This window comes from Proteiniphilum sp. (genome assembly GCF_040307845.1).
Classification (GTDB): domain Bacteria; phylum Bacteroidota; class Bacteroidia; order Bacteroidales; family Dysgonomonadaceae; genus Proteiniphilum.
In genome coordinates, this window is sequence record NZ_JAWRIS010000058.1 from 153,566 (window position 1) to 171,856 (window position 18,291).

General features: G+C 47.2%; 11 protein-coding genes. 1 reads left to right on the forward strand and 10 read right to left on the reverse strand.

Annotated features, from left to right (window positions below; genetic code table 11):
* Positions 1 to 23 precede the first annotated feature (23 nt).
* Entirely contained in the window at positions 24 to 1,499 is a 1,476-nt protein-coding gene (locus tag ABV001_RS13720; protein ID WP_352423330.1) for an ATP-binding cassette domain-containing protein, read from the forward strand.
* 17 nt (positions 1,500 to 1,516) lie between these two features.
* Here ABV001_RS13720 and ABV001_RS13725 read toward each other — a convergent pair whose 3' ends face one another.
* The 10 genes from ABV001_RS13725 to ABV001_RS13770 form a co-directional block, all read right to left on the reverse strand.
* Entirely contained in the window at positions 1,517 to 2,785 is a 1,269-nt protein-coding gene (locus ABV001_RS13725) for an MFS transporter (protein WP_352423331.1), read from the reverse strand.
* A 13-nt stretch (positions 2,786 to 2,798) separates the two neighbouring features.
* Entirely contained in the window at positions 2,799 to 3,857 is a 1,059-nt protein-coding gene (locus ABV001_RS13730) for a sialidase family protein (protein WP_313380891.1), read from the reverse strand.
* The gene (locus tag ABV001_RS13735; RefSeq protein WP_352423332.1) at positions 3,841 to 4,932 is read right to left on the reverse strand and encodes an alkaline phosphatase; all 1,092 of its coding nucleotides are present in this window, start codon (positions 4,930 to 4,932) and stop codon (positions 3,841 to 3,843) included. The genes ABV001_RS13730 and ABV001_RS13735 overlap by 17 nt, the downstream gene beginning before the upstream one ends.
* 166 nt (positions 4,933 to 5,098) lie before the next feature.
* Positions 5,099 to 5,947 carry a sugar phosphate isomerase/epimerase family protein gene (locus ABV001_RS13740; RefSeq protein WP_352423333.1) on the reverse strand — a complete coding sequence of 283 codons (849 nt, stop codon included), beginning with the start codon at positions 5,945 to 5,947 and terminating at the stop codon, positions 5,099 to 5,101.
* Positions 5,948 to 5,960: 13 nt separating this feature from the next.
* On the reverse strand, positions 5,961 to 7,319 hold the full coding sequence (locus ABV001_RS13745) for a Gfo/Idh/MocA family protein (RefSeq protein WP_352423334.1): 1,359 nt from the start codon (positions 7,317 to 7,319) through the stop codon (positions 5,961 to 5,963).
* Positions 7,320 to 7,375: 56 nt separating this feature from the next.
* Positions 7,376 to 9,721: a hypothetical protein gene (locus tag ABV001_RS13750; protein ID WP_352423335.1), complete on the reverse strand. Its 2,346-nt coding sequence runs from the start codon at positions 9,719 to 9,721 to the stop codon at positions 7,376 to 7,378.
* Between the two features lie 13 nt (positions 9,722 to 9,734).
* The gene (locus ABV001_RS13755) at positions 9,735 to 12,392 is read right to left on the reverse strand and encodes a glycoside hydrolase family 2 protein (RefSeq protein ID WP_352423336.1); all 2,658 of its coding nucleotides are present in this window, start codon (positions 12,390 to 12,392) and stop codon (positions 9,735 to 9,737) included.
* Positions 12,393 to 12,412: 20 nt separating this feature from the next.
* Complete coding sequence (locus ABV001_RS13760; RefSeq protein ID WP_352423337.1) at positions 12,413 to 13,924, reverse strand: purple acid phosphatase family protein; 1,512 nt, start codon at positions 13,922 to 13,924, stop codon at positions 12,413 to 12,415.
* A gap of 19 nt (positions 13,925 to 13,943) precedes the next feature.
* The gene (locus ABV001_RS13765; protein ID WP_352423338.1) at positions 13,944 to 17,210 is read right to left on the reverse strand and encodes a neutral/alkaline non-lysosomal ceramidase N-terminal domain-containing protein; all 3,267 of its coding nucleotides are present in this window, start codon (positions 17,208 to 17,210) and stop codon (positions 13,944 to 13,946) included.
* The gene (locus tag ABV001_RS13770) at positions 17,207 to 18,124 is read right to left on the reverse strand and encodes a polysaccharide deacetylase family protein (protein ID WP_352423339.1); all 918 of its coding nucleotides are present in this window, start codon (positions 18,122 to 18,124) and stop codon (positions 17,207 to 17,209) included. Before ABV001_RS13770 ends, ABV001_RS13765 begins: the two co-directional genes overlap by 4 nt.
* Positions 18,125 to 18,291: the final 167 nt, after the last annotated feature.

Consider the following 18,291-nt stretch of genomic DNA (forward strand, 5'->3'; position numbering starts at 1 on the left):
CTTTCATCTTACTTCAAACATTTATGCATCAGGTCATTGCACTGGACAACGTTATACCAAGGATGCCCGATTCACCTTTCACACAACCTATCAACTGGCAAATTAACAGTGATGAGGTTTGGGGCATTACAGGGCGTAACGGAAGTGGTAAATCATTACTATCGGAACTGATATGTGGAAAGATAGCAATACAATCAGGTAATATCCGGTATCATTTTTCAGATGATCCGGATAAAAAAGGCGGTTTCCGGTTACCTTCCCAACAGATCAGGAAGATCGAGTTCAACGCCGCCTATTCCCTACTCGATTACCGTAAGCTATTCTATCAACAGCGATTCAATAACTCCGAAAATGAAGAAATACCGTTGGTAAGTGATCTATTACCATTAGACAACCTCTCCGAAGAGAATCGTCTTATTTTCAAAACTTTCCATCTTTTCGAGCTAATGGATCGGAAGTTTATCCACCTGTCAAGTGGGGAATTACGGAAATTTCTTATAGCTAAGGTATTGCTCGACAACCCGAAAATGCTGATATTCGATAATCCCTTTATCGGTCTGGATGAAGAATCGCGTAAGTCTCTCAATGCAATGTTTGTGTTTCTTCTTAACCGCTGTAATATCCGGCTATTGTTTATTTCTCCGTCATTCGACGACCTGCCGGCCTGCACGACGCATATTCTGGAGATGAAACACTGCTCGGTCAACTTCCATGGAGAAAAATCTGGTTTCATCCTGGAAAGCCTGCCTATGACAGCTTCTCTTCCCGGAATCAACTGGGATGATTTCACACCCGAAGACCGTAACCCCGAAAGCAATGAACTTGTATCGATGACCCATGTGGATATTGCTTACGGGAAAAGAATCATTCAGAAGGATGTCAACTGGACAATCTTAAAGGACGAAAAATGGGCGCTATTGGGGCCTAATGGTTCCGGGAAGTCGACCTTACTCAGTTATATCTTTGCCGACAATCCGCAGGCATATGCTAAGAATATACGCCTCTTTGGGAGAAAAAGAGGAACCGGGGAAAGCATTTGGGATATCAAACGGCGTATTGGCTTCAGCTCTTCAGAATTACACCTTTATTACAGGGAAAATGTAAGTTGTTCGGCGGTGGTTGCTTCCGGATTTTTTGACAGTATCGGATTATACCGCAAGTGCAATGCACAACAGGCTCTTCTCTCGGAGAAATTAATGGAAATATTACAAATAGCACACTTGAAAGAAAGGCCGTTCCTGAAAGTCTCTTCGGGCGAACAGCGGTTACTCTTTTTTGCCAGGGCGCTGATCAAAAATCCTGAATTATTGATCCTTGATGAGCCTTTCCACGGATTAGACCGGCATAACAAAATACGGTGTACATCCATCGTAGAGTCTTTTGCACACCAAAACGGGAAGTCCCTCATCTATGTCACACACAGAAAAGAAGAGATCCCCGATTGTATAAATCACTTTATGGTCTTGCAACAATACGAAGAGATCTCTTCCGAAGAATAAAACAGAAAAATTTCCTGTTATTTCATTTTTTCCAGCAATTCATCCGTCATGTCTATCGTTCTGGGCCTGAGGACAGTCAACTGCAGGATAATGGCAATGACAACCGCTCCGATCATCGCAATAAAAACAGTATTCATATGACCGGCATCCAACGCTTTACCTAGCTCATTGGTAATCACTGCCCCGGCAGAAATACCTGCCAGATTCATAAACCCGTAACCGGTGGCACGATAACGTGACGGCACAAACTGGCAGAGGATCGGCATATTATTCACATCGAAGATCCCGAATCCAAGACCGAACATAAGTGCTCCGGTAACAATCAAGGCCAAACCACTACCGTAACCGATCAACACCAATGCCGGAATAGTGAGTCCCAATCCGATCACACCAGTATAGATCCGTCCTTTTAACCGCTTCGCTACCCAACGGTCGGACATATATCCTCCGACCAACACACCGACTAACGACGCCATTGCCAATGTCATAGTCGACAAAGGCCCTGCTTTTTCCATTCCCATATTGAGTGATTCCGAGAACAGTGTCGGCAGCCAGTTTTTAGTCGCCCATCCCGGCAGACTCGGTGCAGAAAAGTAAAAGAGGATTACCCAGAATGCAATATTGGAGAAAAGCATGGACAGCCCCTTTCCCATTGCACTGAATTCCTGCCTGACAGACCTCTTCCTGGTTGTATCGATCGAATAGGTTTTTCTTTCACGCAAAAAGGCAATCAACAACAAACTATACATCATTCCGATAAGGCCAAATGTATGAAACGTAAACTGCCAGGAGGTACCTGCGGCCAGAGTCGCTCCGAATCCACCGAATGCCTGCCCGAGATAGATCCCTGAAGTGTGAAATCCAATGGCTAATGACCGGGTTTTTCCCTGATGATAATCCGCAATCAGGGAGAGGGCGGCAGGTACATAAAAAGCCTCACTGACACCCATAGCGGCCCTCAGAATATATAACTGGTCTATATTCCGGGCATACCCCATGGTAAGGGTTACTCCCGACCAGACAAAGAGGCTGACCACGATCAGCCATTTGCGGTTCAGCCGGTCGGCAATAATACCCGATAATGGACTCATAAAGGCGTATATCCAGAGAAATACCGCCATCAGCCGTCCAAAATTGGTTGCGGTAACCAGTTCTGCTATATCCACTTCCATAAATGGTTTCATGGTGGCAAGCATCTGCCGGTCGAGATAGTTCAACAGCGCTACAAACCACAGCATAGCCACCACTAACCATGGATAGGATTTTTTTGAAGTTAAATTCGACATAAGCCTCATCAATTTAGAACTTCAATTGCACGTATTTGATCTTTTCGCGATTATAGGTATAAGTCACATGGATAATCCCGTCCTTATCCTGTATAATGGCAGGGTAGCTGAATTCACCGGAGGGTTGGTCTTCCAGATCGATCAGCTTCTCCCATATTTTACCGTCATATGAACCGGCTATCGCCAATTTATTCCTACCTGAGGTAACCGGATTGTAGATAATCAACTGCAAGCCACCGGATAGGGTCACAGCATCCGTACCGGAGTTATTATTGGGCAGCTCGGTCGGTGCCAGGGGCGACCATGTTTTACCGTTGTCATACGACCAGGACTCCACCACTCTTTCGTTTTTCGAGCGGCAGAGAATTTGAAGGGCTCCATCCTTATGGAATAATACTGAAGGCTGGATAGCGTCAAAACCATTATTGTCGACCTCTATCTTTTCCCAATCCGTCAGATCCTGGTTCGACATCTCCATATAGACATTCCATTTGCCTACGATCTCTATGCTGGTAGGGTAGAGTATTTTGCCTCCGGGGATGATGACCGGTTTGTTTTTGATCGGCCCGAGGCATCCGCGCGGAATAGCCTCCATGGCAGACCAACTCTTACCTTCATCGGTCGATATCTTGTATTCACCCCACCAGGTACTGGGACTTGGCCCTACTTTGTAATAAAGGATCAAGTCCCCATTGTCACGTTTGAATAAGACCGGATTCCAGCTGGGAAATCTCTGTGACTCATTCTGTACGCCATCGGCCACTTTAACAGGTTCGCTCCATTGGCCATTTTTGAATCTGGAAGTATAAATACTCACATCGGGATGCCTCTCGTAGGTACCCCCGAACCATGCTGCCAGTAAGCCGTCATCGGTATCCACAATGGTCGAAGCATGTGCTGACGGTACTGAAGCCGGCTCCGGGATTATTTCCGAATGAAGGATCACCGGTTTAATTGCAAGTAACCGACTCCTGTCTGTTTGCTCAGAAAAAGAGTCGTTGCCAGACACTCGTCCTGCCGATAGTAAAAGCAGGCATAACAGCAGTGCAATATTATTATTTTTCAATACCATATAACTTTAATACTTTGGTAAGAATATCGGTATTCTCGTATATCCCGGCAAATTCGGCGGCACCTGCGCCATAGGCAAACACGGGAACCATCACGGCGGAATGCCCTTTTGTACCATAATTGGCTTCTACTTCCCCGGTCGACAGGTCACCTCCTGTAAGCGACATGCCTCCTGTCTCATGGTCTGCGGTAATGATGACAAGCGTATTGGGATCCTGGTCCGCATAATCGAAAGCCACTTTAATAGCCCGGTCGAAATCCAGCATTTCACTGATAGTGGCATCCTTATCATTCGCATGGCAAGCCCAATCGATTTGGGAACCTTCCACCATCAGACAAAAACCTTTGTCATTGTTTTTCAGAAGATTGATAGCCGCCTGTACACTTTCGGGAAGGAATTCCCCCCTTTCAGGATAGAGAGCCGGATGTTCGTCTGCTACCAGACCTGCCAGTTTACCCGAGCCGACTTTCTTGATATCGTCCAGGTTGAAAGCAATCTGGAAACCTTTTGCAGACAGTTTATCAAGCAGATTCTCGTTATCAGAGCGACCATCGAAGTATTTCTTCCCTCCTCCAATAAAGACCGAAAGATCAGAATTCACAAAATCGACTGCGATCTCCTCTTCCATTTTACGACTAGGCTGGTGGGCAACAAATGATGCCGGCGTAGCATGGGTAACGGCACAACTCACTACAACCCCAGTAGACAAACCGTTTTCAGCTGCATACTCCAGCATCGATTTAACCGGATTCCCGTCCGCATCAACTCCAATAGCACCGTTCTTTGTTTTGGTTCCGCATGCGATGGCTGTACCGCCTGCGGCAGAATCGGTTATATAGCTGCTTGCAGAATAGGTCTTTGAGAAACCTACGAATTGACACTGTTCCAGAAAAAGTGTCCCCTTATTTGCCGTCAATCCCGCATACACCTGGCTGACACCCATTCCGTCTCCAATCATCACAATCACGTTCTTTATCTGCGGGGCAGCCTTTTCTTCGGTCTTATTACCTGTAGATGCACATTGTACAAAGAATATCGATAAAACAATAAGAAGCAATAAATGAATTTTTTTCATACGATTATTTTATTTTTTATATTTCGGTGTATGGAACCTTTGATATTTAAAATAATCATTCCCTTCGGATGTCTAATGATTATTTTAAACATGTCGGTTTCATACGATAATATTTAATTTTTCTTTATTAATGATTCAAGTTTCGTAAATAAATTCGGTCAAAAACTTATAACGATCGGAACTGCTCCTGCATATAGGAGAGCGCCGGCTGGATCTCCTGCGGCAGGTCTTTCCACCTGCACTCAATAGAGACACATCCTTTATAACCAATCTCTTTCAATGCCTTGAAATAGGGCCTGAAGTCATCCCCTTTGGTCCCTGGAGAAGTGCGTTCTTCTCTTTCGGCAATATGGCAATGGCGGATATATTTGCCATACTTCACTATTTCCGAAGTCGGCTCATCTTCCCGCATCATGTGATATATATCACATAGTAACTTCAAATTGGGATGATTGACCGCTTCCACGATACGGGCGCCTTCCTCCAGGGAATTGACCAGATTGGTTTCTGCCCTGTTCAAAGGCTCGATAACCACGGTCACATTGTATTTCTTGGCTAATGGAGCAATCTTTCTACAAAAAGCGATAAACTGCTCCGTAGCTTGTCCCTTACTGACATTCTCCGGTACATTACGGGCTTTTCCGCTTCCGAAAACGATATAGGGAATATTTGCCATCCCGGCCCTACGCAGAGCGGAGTCGGCCCATACCACCGCCTCATCCTGTTTGGCTTCAGGGCCGATAAGTGGCAAACTGCCCGGAATAAAACTGGTACAGGAAATAACTCTGGCATTTAATCTCTTTATTTCATCCAGATGTTCCTGAAACTCAGCATCACTTTTATCAGGCATCAGGTATGCCACATTTGATTCGACATACTGATACCCTGTCGCTTTAAGCAACGGATAATTGGATACACTTGTACACACAGCAAATTCCGGCTCATAAGTGTTGGAAAAAGAGGTCATTCCAAGCATAAGGCATATCAGTACCATACTGTAATAAAAAAGCTTCATAAGGCAATATTATTTAGTACTTAAACATCTTACCTCCAGCCATGATCTGTTGTGTTGCCGGATCGTACACCGCACGCATACCTGTCCGGTAGGCGGCGTTAGCCATGGCACAGGCAATAGTGTGGCTATGCCCTGCTTCCACCGGGCAGTTGGTGGCCACATTCTTCGCCCTGACACACTCCATCCAGTTACGCATATGGGCGGATGTGAGGGGATCGCCTCCCGTATTGGCTTCCGCTTCCACGGTAACGCTCGGCAATGTGAACTTGTCGAGCAGGTTGGCCTTTAATCCCATGGCTGATGCCTCACGCTCACGCAGCCCGCCCTCGGGAGTAATTTCGTTGGTATCCAGGTTCAACATCCCGCCGTTCGAATAGTAAAGTTCCTTTGTACCCCCGGCAGAATTACTGAAACGGGACGAATAAACCACCTGGAAACCCTTCTCCTGATCATCCAGCGGCCCGTAATCGAATACCGAGGTCAGCGTATCGGCGTTGGTACGGCCGTCTTTCCACTGGTAAATCCCTCCGTTGGATACCACGCTGCGCGGGTAGGGGAAGCCGGTGAACCAGTGTACCGTGTCGATCTGGTGACACATCCATTGTCCCGGTATGCCCGACGAATAGGGCCAGAAGAGGCGATATTCAAGATATTTGCGTGGGTCCCACGCCACTTTGGGACGGTTCATCAGATAGCGGTTCCAGTCCACATCGCTCTCCCGGATAGAAGCACATAAGTCCGGCCTTCTCCAACGGCCCGGTTGGTTCACGTTCCAGCACATCTCGGCAATCACGATATCACCGAATTTTCCGGATTGGATATAATCATGGGCAGCATGGTAATTTGCCCCACTACGGCGCTGTGATCCTATCTGCACCACGATACCGCTTTCCTTACAGGCTTTTAATGCGGCATTGGCATCATCCATGGTTTCCGCAAACGGTTTTTCGCAATAGGCATCCTTGCGCGCTTTTGCTGCCTCCACCAGATGCAGGGCGTGCTGGAAATCTGCGGTGCTGATAATGACCGCATCAATGTCGTTCCGGTCATACAGTTCTTCGTTATTGCGGCACAGGGCGACATCCCATCCGGTTTTTTCCTTGATATAGGCTCTTCCCTCCTCACGACGGCGGTTCCAGATATCCGACAGTGCTACCAGCTCGAAATTCAATTCCCGGGCATGGTTCATAAAGCTGGGTAAAAGCGAACTCCTGAACCTGTCGGAAAAACCGACAACACCTACCCGGATCTTATCATTAGCCCCGGGGATATGGGCATAACTCCTGGCACCCAGATCAAAACCCTTACTACCTATGGCCACAGCAGCTACCCCGGCCGATACTTTTTTAATAAACTCCCTTCTATTTTCCATGACGCATATAATTTATGTTGTTAATTGATTATAGTTTACTGCTAATAAGATTTTAATCAATATATCTTTATAAGCCAGATATCACAAACCTTAGAATATTGACGCCAGTTCAGGTGAGACTCTTCCGGTTCATCAAAGGATACTTCCAGCTTACCGTCCTGAAAAAATCGCCTATCTATGGGAAATTCTTTGAATTCCTCCAGCTCCTTATTGTAGAGGGTAGGGGATATACGCTCCCCATCCACCCTGAGCAATGCATCGCCATATCCGGCTATACGGATCAGGTAACGTGCTTTCGGATCAAGATCCTCATACAGGAGTTGCGGGAAGTTCTGGAATAACTGGGTAGATAGCCTTTTACGGCTCTTTCCACGATCCCACCAGGCCACATCGGTAGCATCATAGACCGTTGTCTTTACCCGCGGACTCTGGCTGATATTCGATATGTTATCGTAATAGCTCCCCTTCCCGGGATTTTCCCATCCGGCGATCACTTCTAAAGCCGAAAGTTTTTCGGCTTCGGTTTCCATTTGTCCGATCTTTTCAAACTGGTCGGACAACCACCAGCGGTTGTTCAGCGGATAGTCCATGAAATCGAGGACACAGCCTCGTTCAGCCCCGCTGGCCTGATATTTTTCCACACTTGTCTGCAAACCTATCGAGTGATACAACGCATCACAATAATCATCGATCTTCTTTCTCAACGAAGGGGCAATATTTACCAGGTCGGCTTCATTCACTTTCTCCAAAGCCAGTTTCATCGCTTTGGCAGCACCCATTTCCGGGGCCTGCCCGAGCAATTTATTGGCTTCCTGTTCCAACCCTTGTTCGTATAACTTCCGCCTCTTGGTATAAGTGTCATAATAAGCGCGGAGAAGCAGCATCTGCCAGCGCCAGTCGTTTTGTAAGCGGGGATAGGCCTCCTCAAATTGCTGCCAGCGCAGGAAAGTCATCTCTATCCCCCCGTTTGCCTCTATCGGGCCGTCCCAGTTGCGTTCCAATCCCAGTATGGCGTCTGCTACACGATCATCGGGTTTGGTGCCAAAGAAGAACCGTACGTATTGTTCCGTAATGCCAGTGGCATCTTCCTCCATACTCCATCCTTTCCGGCTCCAGATAAACTTGTTCAGATCATCATGTGCCCCGTCGGAGTAGGTGAGGAAGCCATCGGTGAAAGGGGCATACCGGTCATGTAATCCGGCATAGTAAAACGGCTGTGGGTTGACCGGCTCACGACCCAACGTAAGGGCAAACGCCTGATCCCATCGGAGGGTGGGGTAGAGGCAACGGACAGTATGGGTAATATCGGCATAATGGCGATGCATATATTTCTTTGGCAGACGATAGCGCGTGTCGGACAGGGGAGGGCTACCCGGACCGCTTACTACTCCCCGCAACCAATCAGGATTTTCTGTCTCCAGGTAATGGTAAAAATAATCGATCTGCTCATCGCTGAAACCCTGCAATGAAACCCAGACACCTGCCCGGGGGTGGTACTTCTCCAGCTCAGCGGCAATCGCTTTTAGGAAAGGCATCACATACCGCGGATGATTATCTCCCGGATCACCGCCCGGCACAAAGACATGGCTCAGATGCGGACACTCCCTGTAATAATCACTGTGTTTTTTCACTTCCGTACGGAACAGGCTTTCATCCGACAGATCCACATTAGCCGGTGTCCAGACCCAATAATCAATGCCATAATTTTTGCATATGGTACTTATATGCCGGTTCATCTCTTCCTTGGATAGTTTCATATGGGGACTGGGCGTATTGTCAAAAGGAATGGTCTCAATACAGTTTGTCCCGAAAATGACCAACTCCCGGATATATTGCTCATACTGCTCCTTTGTCCATGCATCGTAAGAATTGGCGGTATTGCGATAGCCCAATTGATGTCCCCTGACAGGATACTCCGGTGCGCTTTGTATGGCGTTTGAAGAATCGAACAATATCTGCTTGTCGGCAAGCAATGATGTACGCAGCAGATGTCCTGTAGCGAACAAAACCCCACGCTCATCCGCCCCGATAAGCCAGACAATCGGATGGGAGTTATCTTCTTCTACCACGACACTGAATGATTCGGCCTGTAAGGATAATCGAGTCTTTTCAGGAAGTGGTTTACCGTTCAATACCCCATCCGAGGAGAGCGCCAAGGCAATAACGGGTGAGCCACTCCAGCCATCGGTTATGCCTAAATGGATGTCCGTACGCTTGCGGACCTCTTCCTGCAGAACCCGGATGATAGTTTCCTTGACTGGGGATTTGATAGAAGGCGACACAAATAATCTGCTGCCGGAGAGATCGATCTCACCGGCATAAAGAGTTGAGGGTATACACAGTAAAGCAATACAGATTTTTAATACTGCATCCCATTTATTCATGATCTTAGGTCTATACATGGCAGCCAATCTGTTATTTTTTTATCCGTTCTACATTTATTCCCTGTATAATTACCGAAGGTTCAGATATTGCATCAGCCAGACTACAGCGAGCCGTAACCGTTTTTGTGTCATCATTCACCAAAGATACATAATTATCACTCCAATACACCGGAAGTATCGGATTTTCTGTCTGATTATCTACTAATAACAGTTCTATGCTGAATGCGATATTCTTGCTGGTATTGCTCAATTCTACCTCTACAACCCATTCGTCGCCCTCTTTGTACACTTTCTTTGTAGCGCCCACCTGCGGCTGAGGTAGGTTATTCAACTCGTGGAAATCGGCATATCGCTTTTGGGGAGTATAGAACCAATAGTATTGATCCCAATCCATCTGGTCTTCCTGACCCGACAACCAATAAAAATTGTCGGCAACCAGCTTGTGCTGACTGTCATGCAAGGTTAAGTTCAGGAAATAGGTTCCTTTTTTACCGGGTAGTTCCGGTAATTCGGCAAAAACGACGGATGTATTCTCTTTTACAGATAACTTTTTCCCCTGTTCGAATATTATTTTGGACTGACTGTCGTACAATGTTGCCCTGACCGTATGTTCGGTAATATCACCCAATATATCGTTGGAAACATATATTTTCCTATCATGGTAGTTGTAAATGATATTGATGGGTTGACATGCTTTCTTTGTGCCGAAATAGGCGCCGGTAGGCATTAAATACCAATCGTAAAGTTGCCAGTAAAATTCCGGCCAGGCTGAATTCAACTGCCATTGCACCACTCCCGTTGCTACCGGACGGTTTACGACGAATGCCTCGAACATCGGCCGGATGGCTTCATAATTCGCCCATTGTGCCTTCATGGCCAGTTCTTCCAGATTCTCCGGTGTGCCGTATCTTTTGTTTAACGCATTCAGGTAGACTTTCACACTGTTGAAGTCCTTCCGTCCCGAGTGATAATCCCACATCTCGTTCAATGGCGGCCAAAGATATTCTTCGGGGATCATTTTCCTGATACTGCTTATCGGGGGTATTTGCGGTCCGGGACCTGTTTCTGTATTGAACCCGAAAGCGCCCCCCAGTTTTTTATCTTCGAACCAATAGACGGGAGGGACGTATTCATAAGGCCCGTTCATCTTCATCCCCGTTACCCCGGAGAGCTCGCTGGTAAAATCACCGGCAGAGACCAGTAACGAACGGCTTTTGTCATACCTCTCCATTGTCTCGGCGTATTTCTTTTCCAATGAGGGCTTAGGCATGGCATCGCTACCCACCGCCCAGACAAAAATAGAGGGGTGGTTACGCAGCCACAACAGCTGATCCCTGAACATATCCGATAACAATTGTTCTTCTTCAGGAGTGATTTTCACGCCATATTTATCGACCCCTTCATTGATGGGAATATTCTCATCCTCTTCCGGAACCTCCATCTCCAGGCCGAGGTAATCGGGCCATTCCCATTGGCAGCTCCATCCGACCATCAGCAGGATACCGTTTTCGTCGCAGAGGTCATATATCTCCCGGCTCGTCCCCCAGAAGCCTTCAAACCGGAGAGAATTAAGGTTCATTTCCTTTACGTAGCGTATCTGCGCCCTGTTACTACGGGTGTTATCACGAAGAAAGAGGTCATCTACCCAACCGGCACTCTTGATCAGCACTTCCCTTCCGTTTACTTTATATCCCCGTACGTTTTGTTCATTGAGATAGGTATCTATGGTACGGATACCGAAGCGGACCGTCGCCGTGTCGCAGAGCGTATTCCCCTCTTTCAGCGACAGATGCATGGTGTACATTTCCGGATTTCCCAGTCCGTTTGGCCACCAGAGACGGGGATTCTTTATGGTCAACTCTTTGAATTTTTCAGGGCCGAGTTCGGCCAGAAAGATCTTACCCGGTTCCACAGTAAAAGTCTCACTGACCACACTGTTTTCTATCCTGGCTTCCAGGGTCATTTTTTTTGGTTCGGAATGATGATTGGTCAGTTCTGCCGAAATGGACAGGGTGGCTTCATCCAATGTTTCGGTGTTCACATCGGTTATCACAAAAGGACGGTCGATTGAAGCCTTTCCACTCCGCTTGATCCTTACCGGCCGGTACACACCCATGTTATGGTCGGGTGGGACAGGTGCCCAGTCGACAAACCCCATATAGAAATCACCCGGCTGCGGAGGCAATATCTCGATAGCCAGATTATTTCCCGATTCCAAAGCGATAGGGGTGACATCACAGGCAAACTGTCGGAAGGCTCCGAAAGCACTGTCTGCCGAAAGGATCAGGTGGCCGTTGAGCCATACATTGGCGCTGTAATTAATGCCGTCCAGCAGCAACTTAGTCTGTTCTTTCTCCGGATCGAACCCTGTCAGGTCGAAAGAGGTCCGGTACCACCACGGTTTTTTGAACTGCTCAACCGGTATCTCTTCCAGATTCATACCAAAAAAGGGATCTTCGTATACGCCTGCATTGCATAATGCCCCTAACACCGTGGCGGGTAAAGATGTTTGTATCCAGTTATCCGTCACCGGAGAGACAGATAATGTCTCTCCATCCTGATCCAATCCCTCAGCAGAATGGATATACCAGTTATCGGTCAAAACCAGTTCTTCAATCGTGCTTTTCTGCGTACAGGACCACAAAAAGAAAAGGCCTGCCAACGTAATGATAATATGACTTAACTTCATAGGATTATATCTCCCTCTATTTATTTTGACATAATTGTATCTGTTATCTCCTCCATCAGGTTATTTTTTCCACCTTCCTGCTTTTTGAGCGTGAACTTGTCATATAACCTCCCCGTAGCGGTATACGCCTCATAGGTCAGCTCGCCGGAGTCTATCCGGATAATCTGGTATAACTGTATTTTCTCGGCGGATCGATGCATCCATTCCTGCTTGTCGAGATGGTATAGTTTCGGTCCACTGACGGAGACAATATATGCAGTCCCTTCGGAATGGGTGCGGGCATAGGTATGATCATGCCCCGTCAAGACCAGGTCGACTTTAAACTCATCCAATACCGGTTTCCACAAACTGCGTAATTCCGGGTTGTCACGACCTAATGTCGGAGAAAAGACCGGATGATGAAAGGTAATGATTGTCCATTTATGCGGATTGTTGGAAAGTACCTCCCGCAACCACTCGAGCTGCTCTTCTTCTTTTTCATTCGAATTGAGTGAAACGATCCGTACTCCCTGGTAATCGATATAATAACAACTCTCTTTTACTCCCTCGGGTCCATTCTGGGGGAAAGTGAACTGAGGCTGCCAGAAGCTACTTAAACGTGGTGAACCGGGTTCGGCATAGCGGTCTTGCAGCGGACTCTGGTTCGCTTTGACCCCTGCCAACTCTTTTTCCCGGTATCCGGTCATCGCACGGATACCCTTATCAGTACCAATAATCCGGCTCTTGGCATCAAGCTGTATAACGCCTGTTTTGCCATCCGCACTATGTGCCCTGATTGTTGAACCGGTTTCTACTCCTTCAGCATCTCTTTTTATCTCTTCCTCAATACGTACCCGTATGGTATCCCCTTCTTTAGTGGTCCACTTTCTGTCATTCTTCTCTCCCCTTCCTTCATAAAAATACTCATGATTTCCGGGAGTGGCAATTACCGGCACAGAAGCATTCACCCATCCCGGGGCATTGAACCATTCACCCCATTGATCATCATTTTCGGCCCTGTTAATGAGGTCTCCGGCATGAAGCGTGAATGCCGCATAGGGAGCATGTCGAAAGGCCTGATGGAAAACGCGTGACCAATAAGTTTTAATATCTGCCTGCGCATCGCCGAAGTAAATAAATGAAAAGGGTTCCGGGTTGGGGGAAGCAGTCCTGAAATGAAACCATTCAGTCCATACATCCCCATCCCCTACCCGATATGTATAAGTGGTTCCGGGAAGCAGTCCCGTGAAGTTCACACTATGGTAACAGACCTCTCCACCCAATTCACTGCTAAATGTTGTGGTTGTCGCTTCTATCTCAGTAGGCCTGATATCATGTCCATTCTCTTCTGCCACGGCAATCTGTGCCAGCGCGCGTTGCACGGAGCGATCCGTCCTCCAGGTGACAGCCTGGGAGTTGGATGGATTCCCCGCCCAGGTTAATACCACTCTGTCAGGATAAGGAGAAGCTGCAATGAAAGAAAATGCAACGAAGCAAAAGAATAGTCTGACAGAGATAGCCTGTATTGTAGAATAAAGTCTGTTGTAGCGCATCTCTTTATTGTTTGATTATTTATTTCCTGAGTGAAAACTGATCTATGATCGTGCCGTCAAATCGTTTGGATATAAAATTGAGGGTATTGGTATCGACACGGATAACCTGAAACAATCCTCCCTTATTGGCATACACTTCATTGTACTTTTCGGATGGCGGTTCAGGTTTGCGAGGTTCGACCACTACCGAAGAGAGATAGATCGTTCCGTTCTTCGGGTCAGTTACAACCTGCTCATTATAAATGGGGTAGGAGCGGAAATACTGATGGATATGTCCCGACAATACCAGATCGACCCGATATTGGTCGAACAGTGAACACCATGATTTGCGTATGTCGGGGTAGGAGTTATCCTCCACATAAGGAGGAAAGTGGGTGACAGCTATTTTCCACTTCTCTTTGGTCTGTCTGAGTTCTTTTTCCAGCCAGCAGGCGATCTTCTCTACATCACCTGTAGCATCGATCATAAAAAAACGTGCATCCCCGTAGGAGAAAGTATAATTGCGTCCAGGAGAGAGGCCGCAGGCTTTGTCTTGAGGCAACATAAACAGTTGCGTATAAAGCGTAGGCGGCAAGCCATCCTGGCTGTCGTGGTTGCCCAGAGTGGGAACAAAAGAGAATCGGGGAAAAACATCCCTTCCGGAATGTAGATATTTATCCCATAGGTCCCTGAACAACCCGGTATTTACATGGTCTCCCGAATGTACCAGGAATGCGGCATCCGGCACTTCTTTCACTGCCTGTTTCAGCACCGTTTCCACGATATCGTCGTTATGGGTATCACCCAGATGGATAAAGGTGAATGACGATTTTTCCCCGGGTGCTGTACGGAATGTATAAACCGGACTCTCTTTCCCGCTATCCGCATTATATATCTGATAACTATACTCAGTATCAGGCTGTAACCCTGTAATATTTACTTCCCAATGTTTTACAACGGGGTTGTTGTGGATATACTTATCGCTAAGCAGTTGTTGTGAAGCCGGTGCCTCCGAGAATTCCTGCTTATCACTCTCTTTACTCCTATAACGAATCGTCATTTTATCGACCGAAGTATCGGTTCTCCACTGGACCGCCTGTGTAGCAGCCGGATCATCACACCAGGTCAGTACAATCTGATCCGCTTCAGGTGATGCAGGATAGGCTGTCTCCCGAAAAGAATTCAATATAGCAGCTTCACGTGCACGTCCCCGTATAGTGGTAAAGAGAATATGCCCTTCAAGCTCTTCGGGCAGTTGTTCTATCACCAATTCATCCCAGTCGTTATAGGTATAAGCTCCTTTTTCCATCGGGATCACTTTCCATCTGTCGGGGGAATGATGCAAAATTTTTGGCATCTGATTTCCGGCAACCGGACCGATCGTCACAAAATAGACCACCCGGTGCAGGTCAAATCCGTTGATCCCGAGGTTAATCTCTCCGGCAGGAAACTCCTTTTGCCATACTTCATAGTCGTAATTTTCGTTGGATACCGACATATCGGTCTTGTGGAATCCCTTTTCCTCCAGCCAGAAAGGAACGATTTCCTGTCCCTTATGACGCATCACCGATACCAGGGCGGGAGCATCGACTGTAAAACGCCAATGATCGTTGGAGAAGATCTCTTTCTCCTCTTCAGTGATCATTCGCGACAGTTGCCGGTGGGTCAACTCATTCAGTTTCCCTGCCGGAACTTCGGAAATAATCCGTTCCAACAGTGCATCCCTCGCCTGTTCGATCACAGAAGAGAGTGGGGGAGTAACAGGTAACTCCTCCAGAAGTTGGCGCAATTCTCTATATAAAAGTGGCGCAGTCTCGGGACCGAGCGAATTCTGTTCACCGTAGTAGGGCTTGTCCCGGTATACGTACGGCTCCTTCACATCCCACTGGCTTTTGGGAATTATATACCCGATCTCGTCATTGGCAAGACCAATGCCAAAACGGAACTCTCCCTGCATCAGGTCACGTAGAGGTGGCGTTTCCTGAGGACCAACCGGAAAATCCCGGCCGGGTAAGGCCACTACTCCCCCGTTCAATATCTCGGGATAGAGTTCTCCCGGGAAAGTGATAAAACCGGCCGGCCCGATGCTCCATACAGCAGCTTCGGTACGCTTTTTCATCCATCCGGTCATATCCGCATCCATTATCCCGATAGCGGCAGCAAGGCGGAACAGCTTATTTTTCAGGGGAAGTTCGAACGTCTTCGCGCGTAGGTTGATCCCGGTTTCTCTCACTTCAACAGCTTTTTCCTCCATCGTACGGAGTATGATCAATCCAAGGGTATCTCCCTGGGCACGTATCTTATCGAACGACGGATCTACATACACCGTATCGCGGAACGGATCATGTACCTCCATGCTGGCATGGGTAGTCATTAATCCACCCAATGCCCCGTTTACATAAAGGGCAACGCCGCCGACCCCCTCTCTGACAAGGCTGTCTCCGTAATAGACCCCTTTCTCGACGGCTTCCCTCAGATAGTGGGGAAAATCTGAGGAGATAAGCAGGTTTTTACTCCACAATGTTTCGGGATGGTTGGCCCATTGGATCAGTGTCCCAAGCGTTTGTGAGGTTTCGGCATCGGTGACCTGCATCATTCTGAGGCCTTCGTCAAAGACATAAGGTTCACGCGTGTCTTTCAGCGTCACCATCCCCTCCGTGAGGTTTTGGGAAAAACGGAAATGGGCAGGACGCAATGCATCCACGGCCTCCACGACAGATTGGACTACCCGTTTCTTTATATACTCTTTCCACTCTTTGTCCACACCGCTCTTGAAGGGTGACTTACCCCAAAGTCCCAGCAGATCCGGGGCTTCGTGGGTGTGGGTGGATGTAATCACCAGATAGGTGATGCCTGCTTCTTCCGGCAGCATTTTCCGGATATCGATTACCATCGGGTGAAACATACCGATCACATCCACTGCTACCACTGCAAGGCGGGTATTGCCATCATCCAGCACCATCGTACGCGCCCATAGATCGTCATGCACACCCTGTGCAGCAACCCTGTTTCCGAAACCGGCGATCCAGTAGGTATCGAATTTCCCGTTTCCGTTCAGATCCTCATAGGTATCTCCTTTCTTCGGCTCATAACGTGCATTGCTGTCCACATCGTTCCACGGTTCCATATACTCAGGCGTGATCGTAACCGCGGCAAAGCCGGCACGCATGACTCCCGGTTCCTTACTTTCGATTTTCAGGTCGATACTATATCCCGGATGACGGTCGCGCATATTGGTGTAACTGTAAATACAGACCAGGAGAAGTAACACCAGCAACAAGATCCCTATGATTTTTATTATTTTCATTTTTTTCTTTGCAATTCAAACAAGGGATGGTAACTGATAACAATGATACCCTCTTTTTCAATCAATTGACTGAACCGGTCACTGGTAAAAAATTCCAATTCCTTTATGCGTTTGGGAGCGGAACCGGTGATCGCCCGTATCTCGTCTCCTTCCGTGGCCGCATGAATATAAATTTCCGTCACTCCGGGCTGTATATGCTTAATATACTCTGTCCAGAACTCCTCCAGATTTTCTGTTTTGTAGTTTTGCAGCTCCTCGTGAATAAAGTAATCGGGATGAATAATTCCTTTCTCCTTACAGATATCCCTGAAAGAAGGTGCTCCCATATTGTCCAGTGTGGATTGCGACGGCATACGCACCGGCAGGTTAAACTCTTCTGCCAATTGCAGGTAGACGTACATATAGTCCGGTGAATACTGATAGGTTCCCATATGGGAGTCGATATGGGTGACCGGTACCCCTGCATCCAACGCCTTACGGATCTGTGCCTTGCCTTCAATCAAGGCTTCTTCGGTATTGGAGGATTTATATACTTCCATTACACCTTTCCACATATATCCCTGCTCGTCATATAACCCCGGGACTTCATTGCGCGGCGCTACCGTACCCCATCTGTAGTTCTTCCATTCCGAGGTCAATGTGAGATGTACACCAAATCCTTTATCCGGATTTTCTTTCGCATACTTTACGATCTCATTCGACCAGGAACAGGGCATCATGATGGTAGCCGAGCTGATAAACCCATTCTCCATTCCTTCAATCGTAGCGGTATTGGCAGCATGGCACATACCGGCATCGTCATTGTTGATAATTAGCAGTTTATCCGTTTTTTTATATCCCAGACGTTCTGCCAACGTCTGGGCGGGTAGGCTTCCTATAAAAAACAATAAACCCAGTATAAGAATTCCTCTCATCACTTTTGATTTATATATTAATTAAGAAACTGTTTTGAATTTTACGAGTAATTATTTTACACTTATTTTTTCACTCTTTCATCTTGTTTTTTGCCCTTTTTTGCGCCTTCGAATTTTCATTTCTTTCAAGTAGCCCGCTACATTTCAATAAATGAAAATCCAAATCC

Coding starts and splice junctions, on each gene's coding strand:
- ABV001_RS13720 (WP_352423330.1), top strand. CDS start 24: ATGCATCAGGTCATTGCACTGGACAACGTTATACCAAGGATGCCCGAT.
- ABV001_RS13725 (WP_352423331.1), bottom strand. CDS start 2,785: ATGTCGAATTTAACTTCAAAAAAATCCTATCCATGGTTAGTGGTGGCT.
- ABV001_RS13730 (WP_313380891.1), bottom strand. CDS start 3,857: ATGGTATTGAAAAATAATAATATTGCACTGCTGTTATGCCTGCTTTTA.
- ABV001_RS13735 (WP_352423332.1), bottom strand. CDS start 4,932: ATGAAAAAAATTCATTTATTGCTTCTTATTGTTTTATCGATATTCTTT.
- ABV001_RS13740 (WP_352423333.1), bottom strand. CDS start 5,947: ATGAAGCTTTTTTATTACAGTATGGTACTGATATGCCTTATGCTTGGA.
- ABV001_RS13745 (WP_352423334.1), bottom strand. CDS start 7,319: ATGGAAAATAGAAGGGAGTTTATTAAAAAAGTATCGGCCGGGGTAGCT.
- ABV001_RS13750 (WP_352423335.1), bottom strand. CDS start 9,721: ATGTATAGACCTAAGATCATGAATAAATGGGATGCAGTATTAAAAATC.
- ABV001_RS13755 (WP_352423336.1), bottom strand. CDS start 12,392: ATGAAGTTAAGTCATATTATCATTACGTTGGCAGGCCTTTTCTTTTTG.
- ABV001_RS13760 (WP_352423337.1), bottom strand. CDS start 13,924: ATGCGCTACAACAGACTTTATTCTACAATACAGGCTATCTCTGTCAGA.
- ABV001_RS13765 (WP_352423338.1), bottom strand. CDS start 17,210: ATGAAAATAATAAAAATCATAGGGATCTTGTTGCTGGTGTTACTTCTC.
- ABV001_RS13770 (WP_352423339.1), bottom strand. CDS start 18,124: ATGAGAGGAATTCTTATACTGGGTTTATTGTTTTTTATAGGAAGCCTA.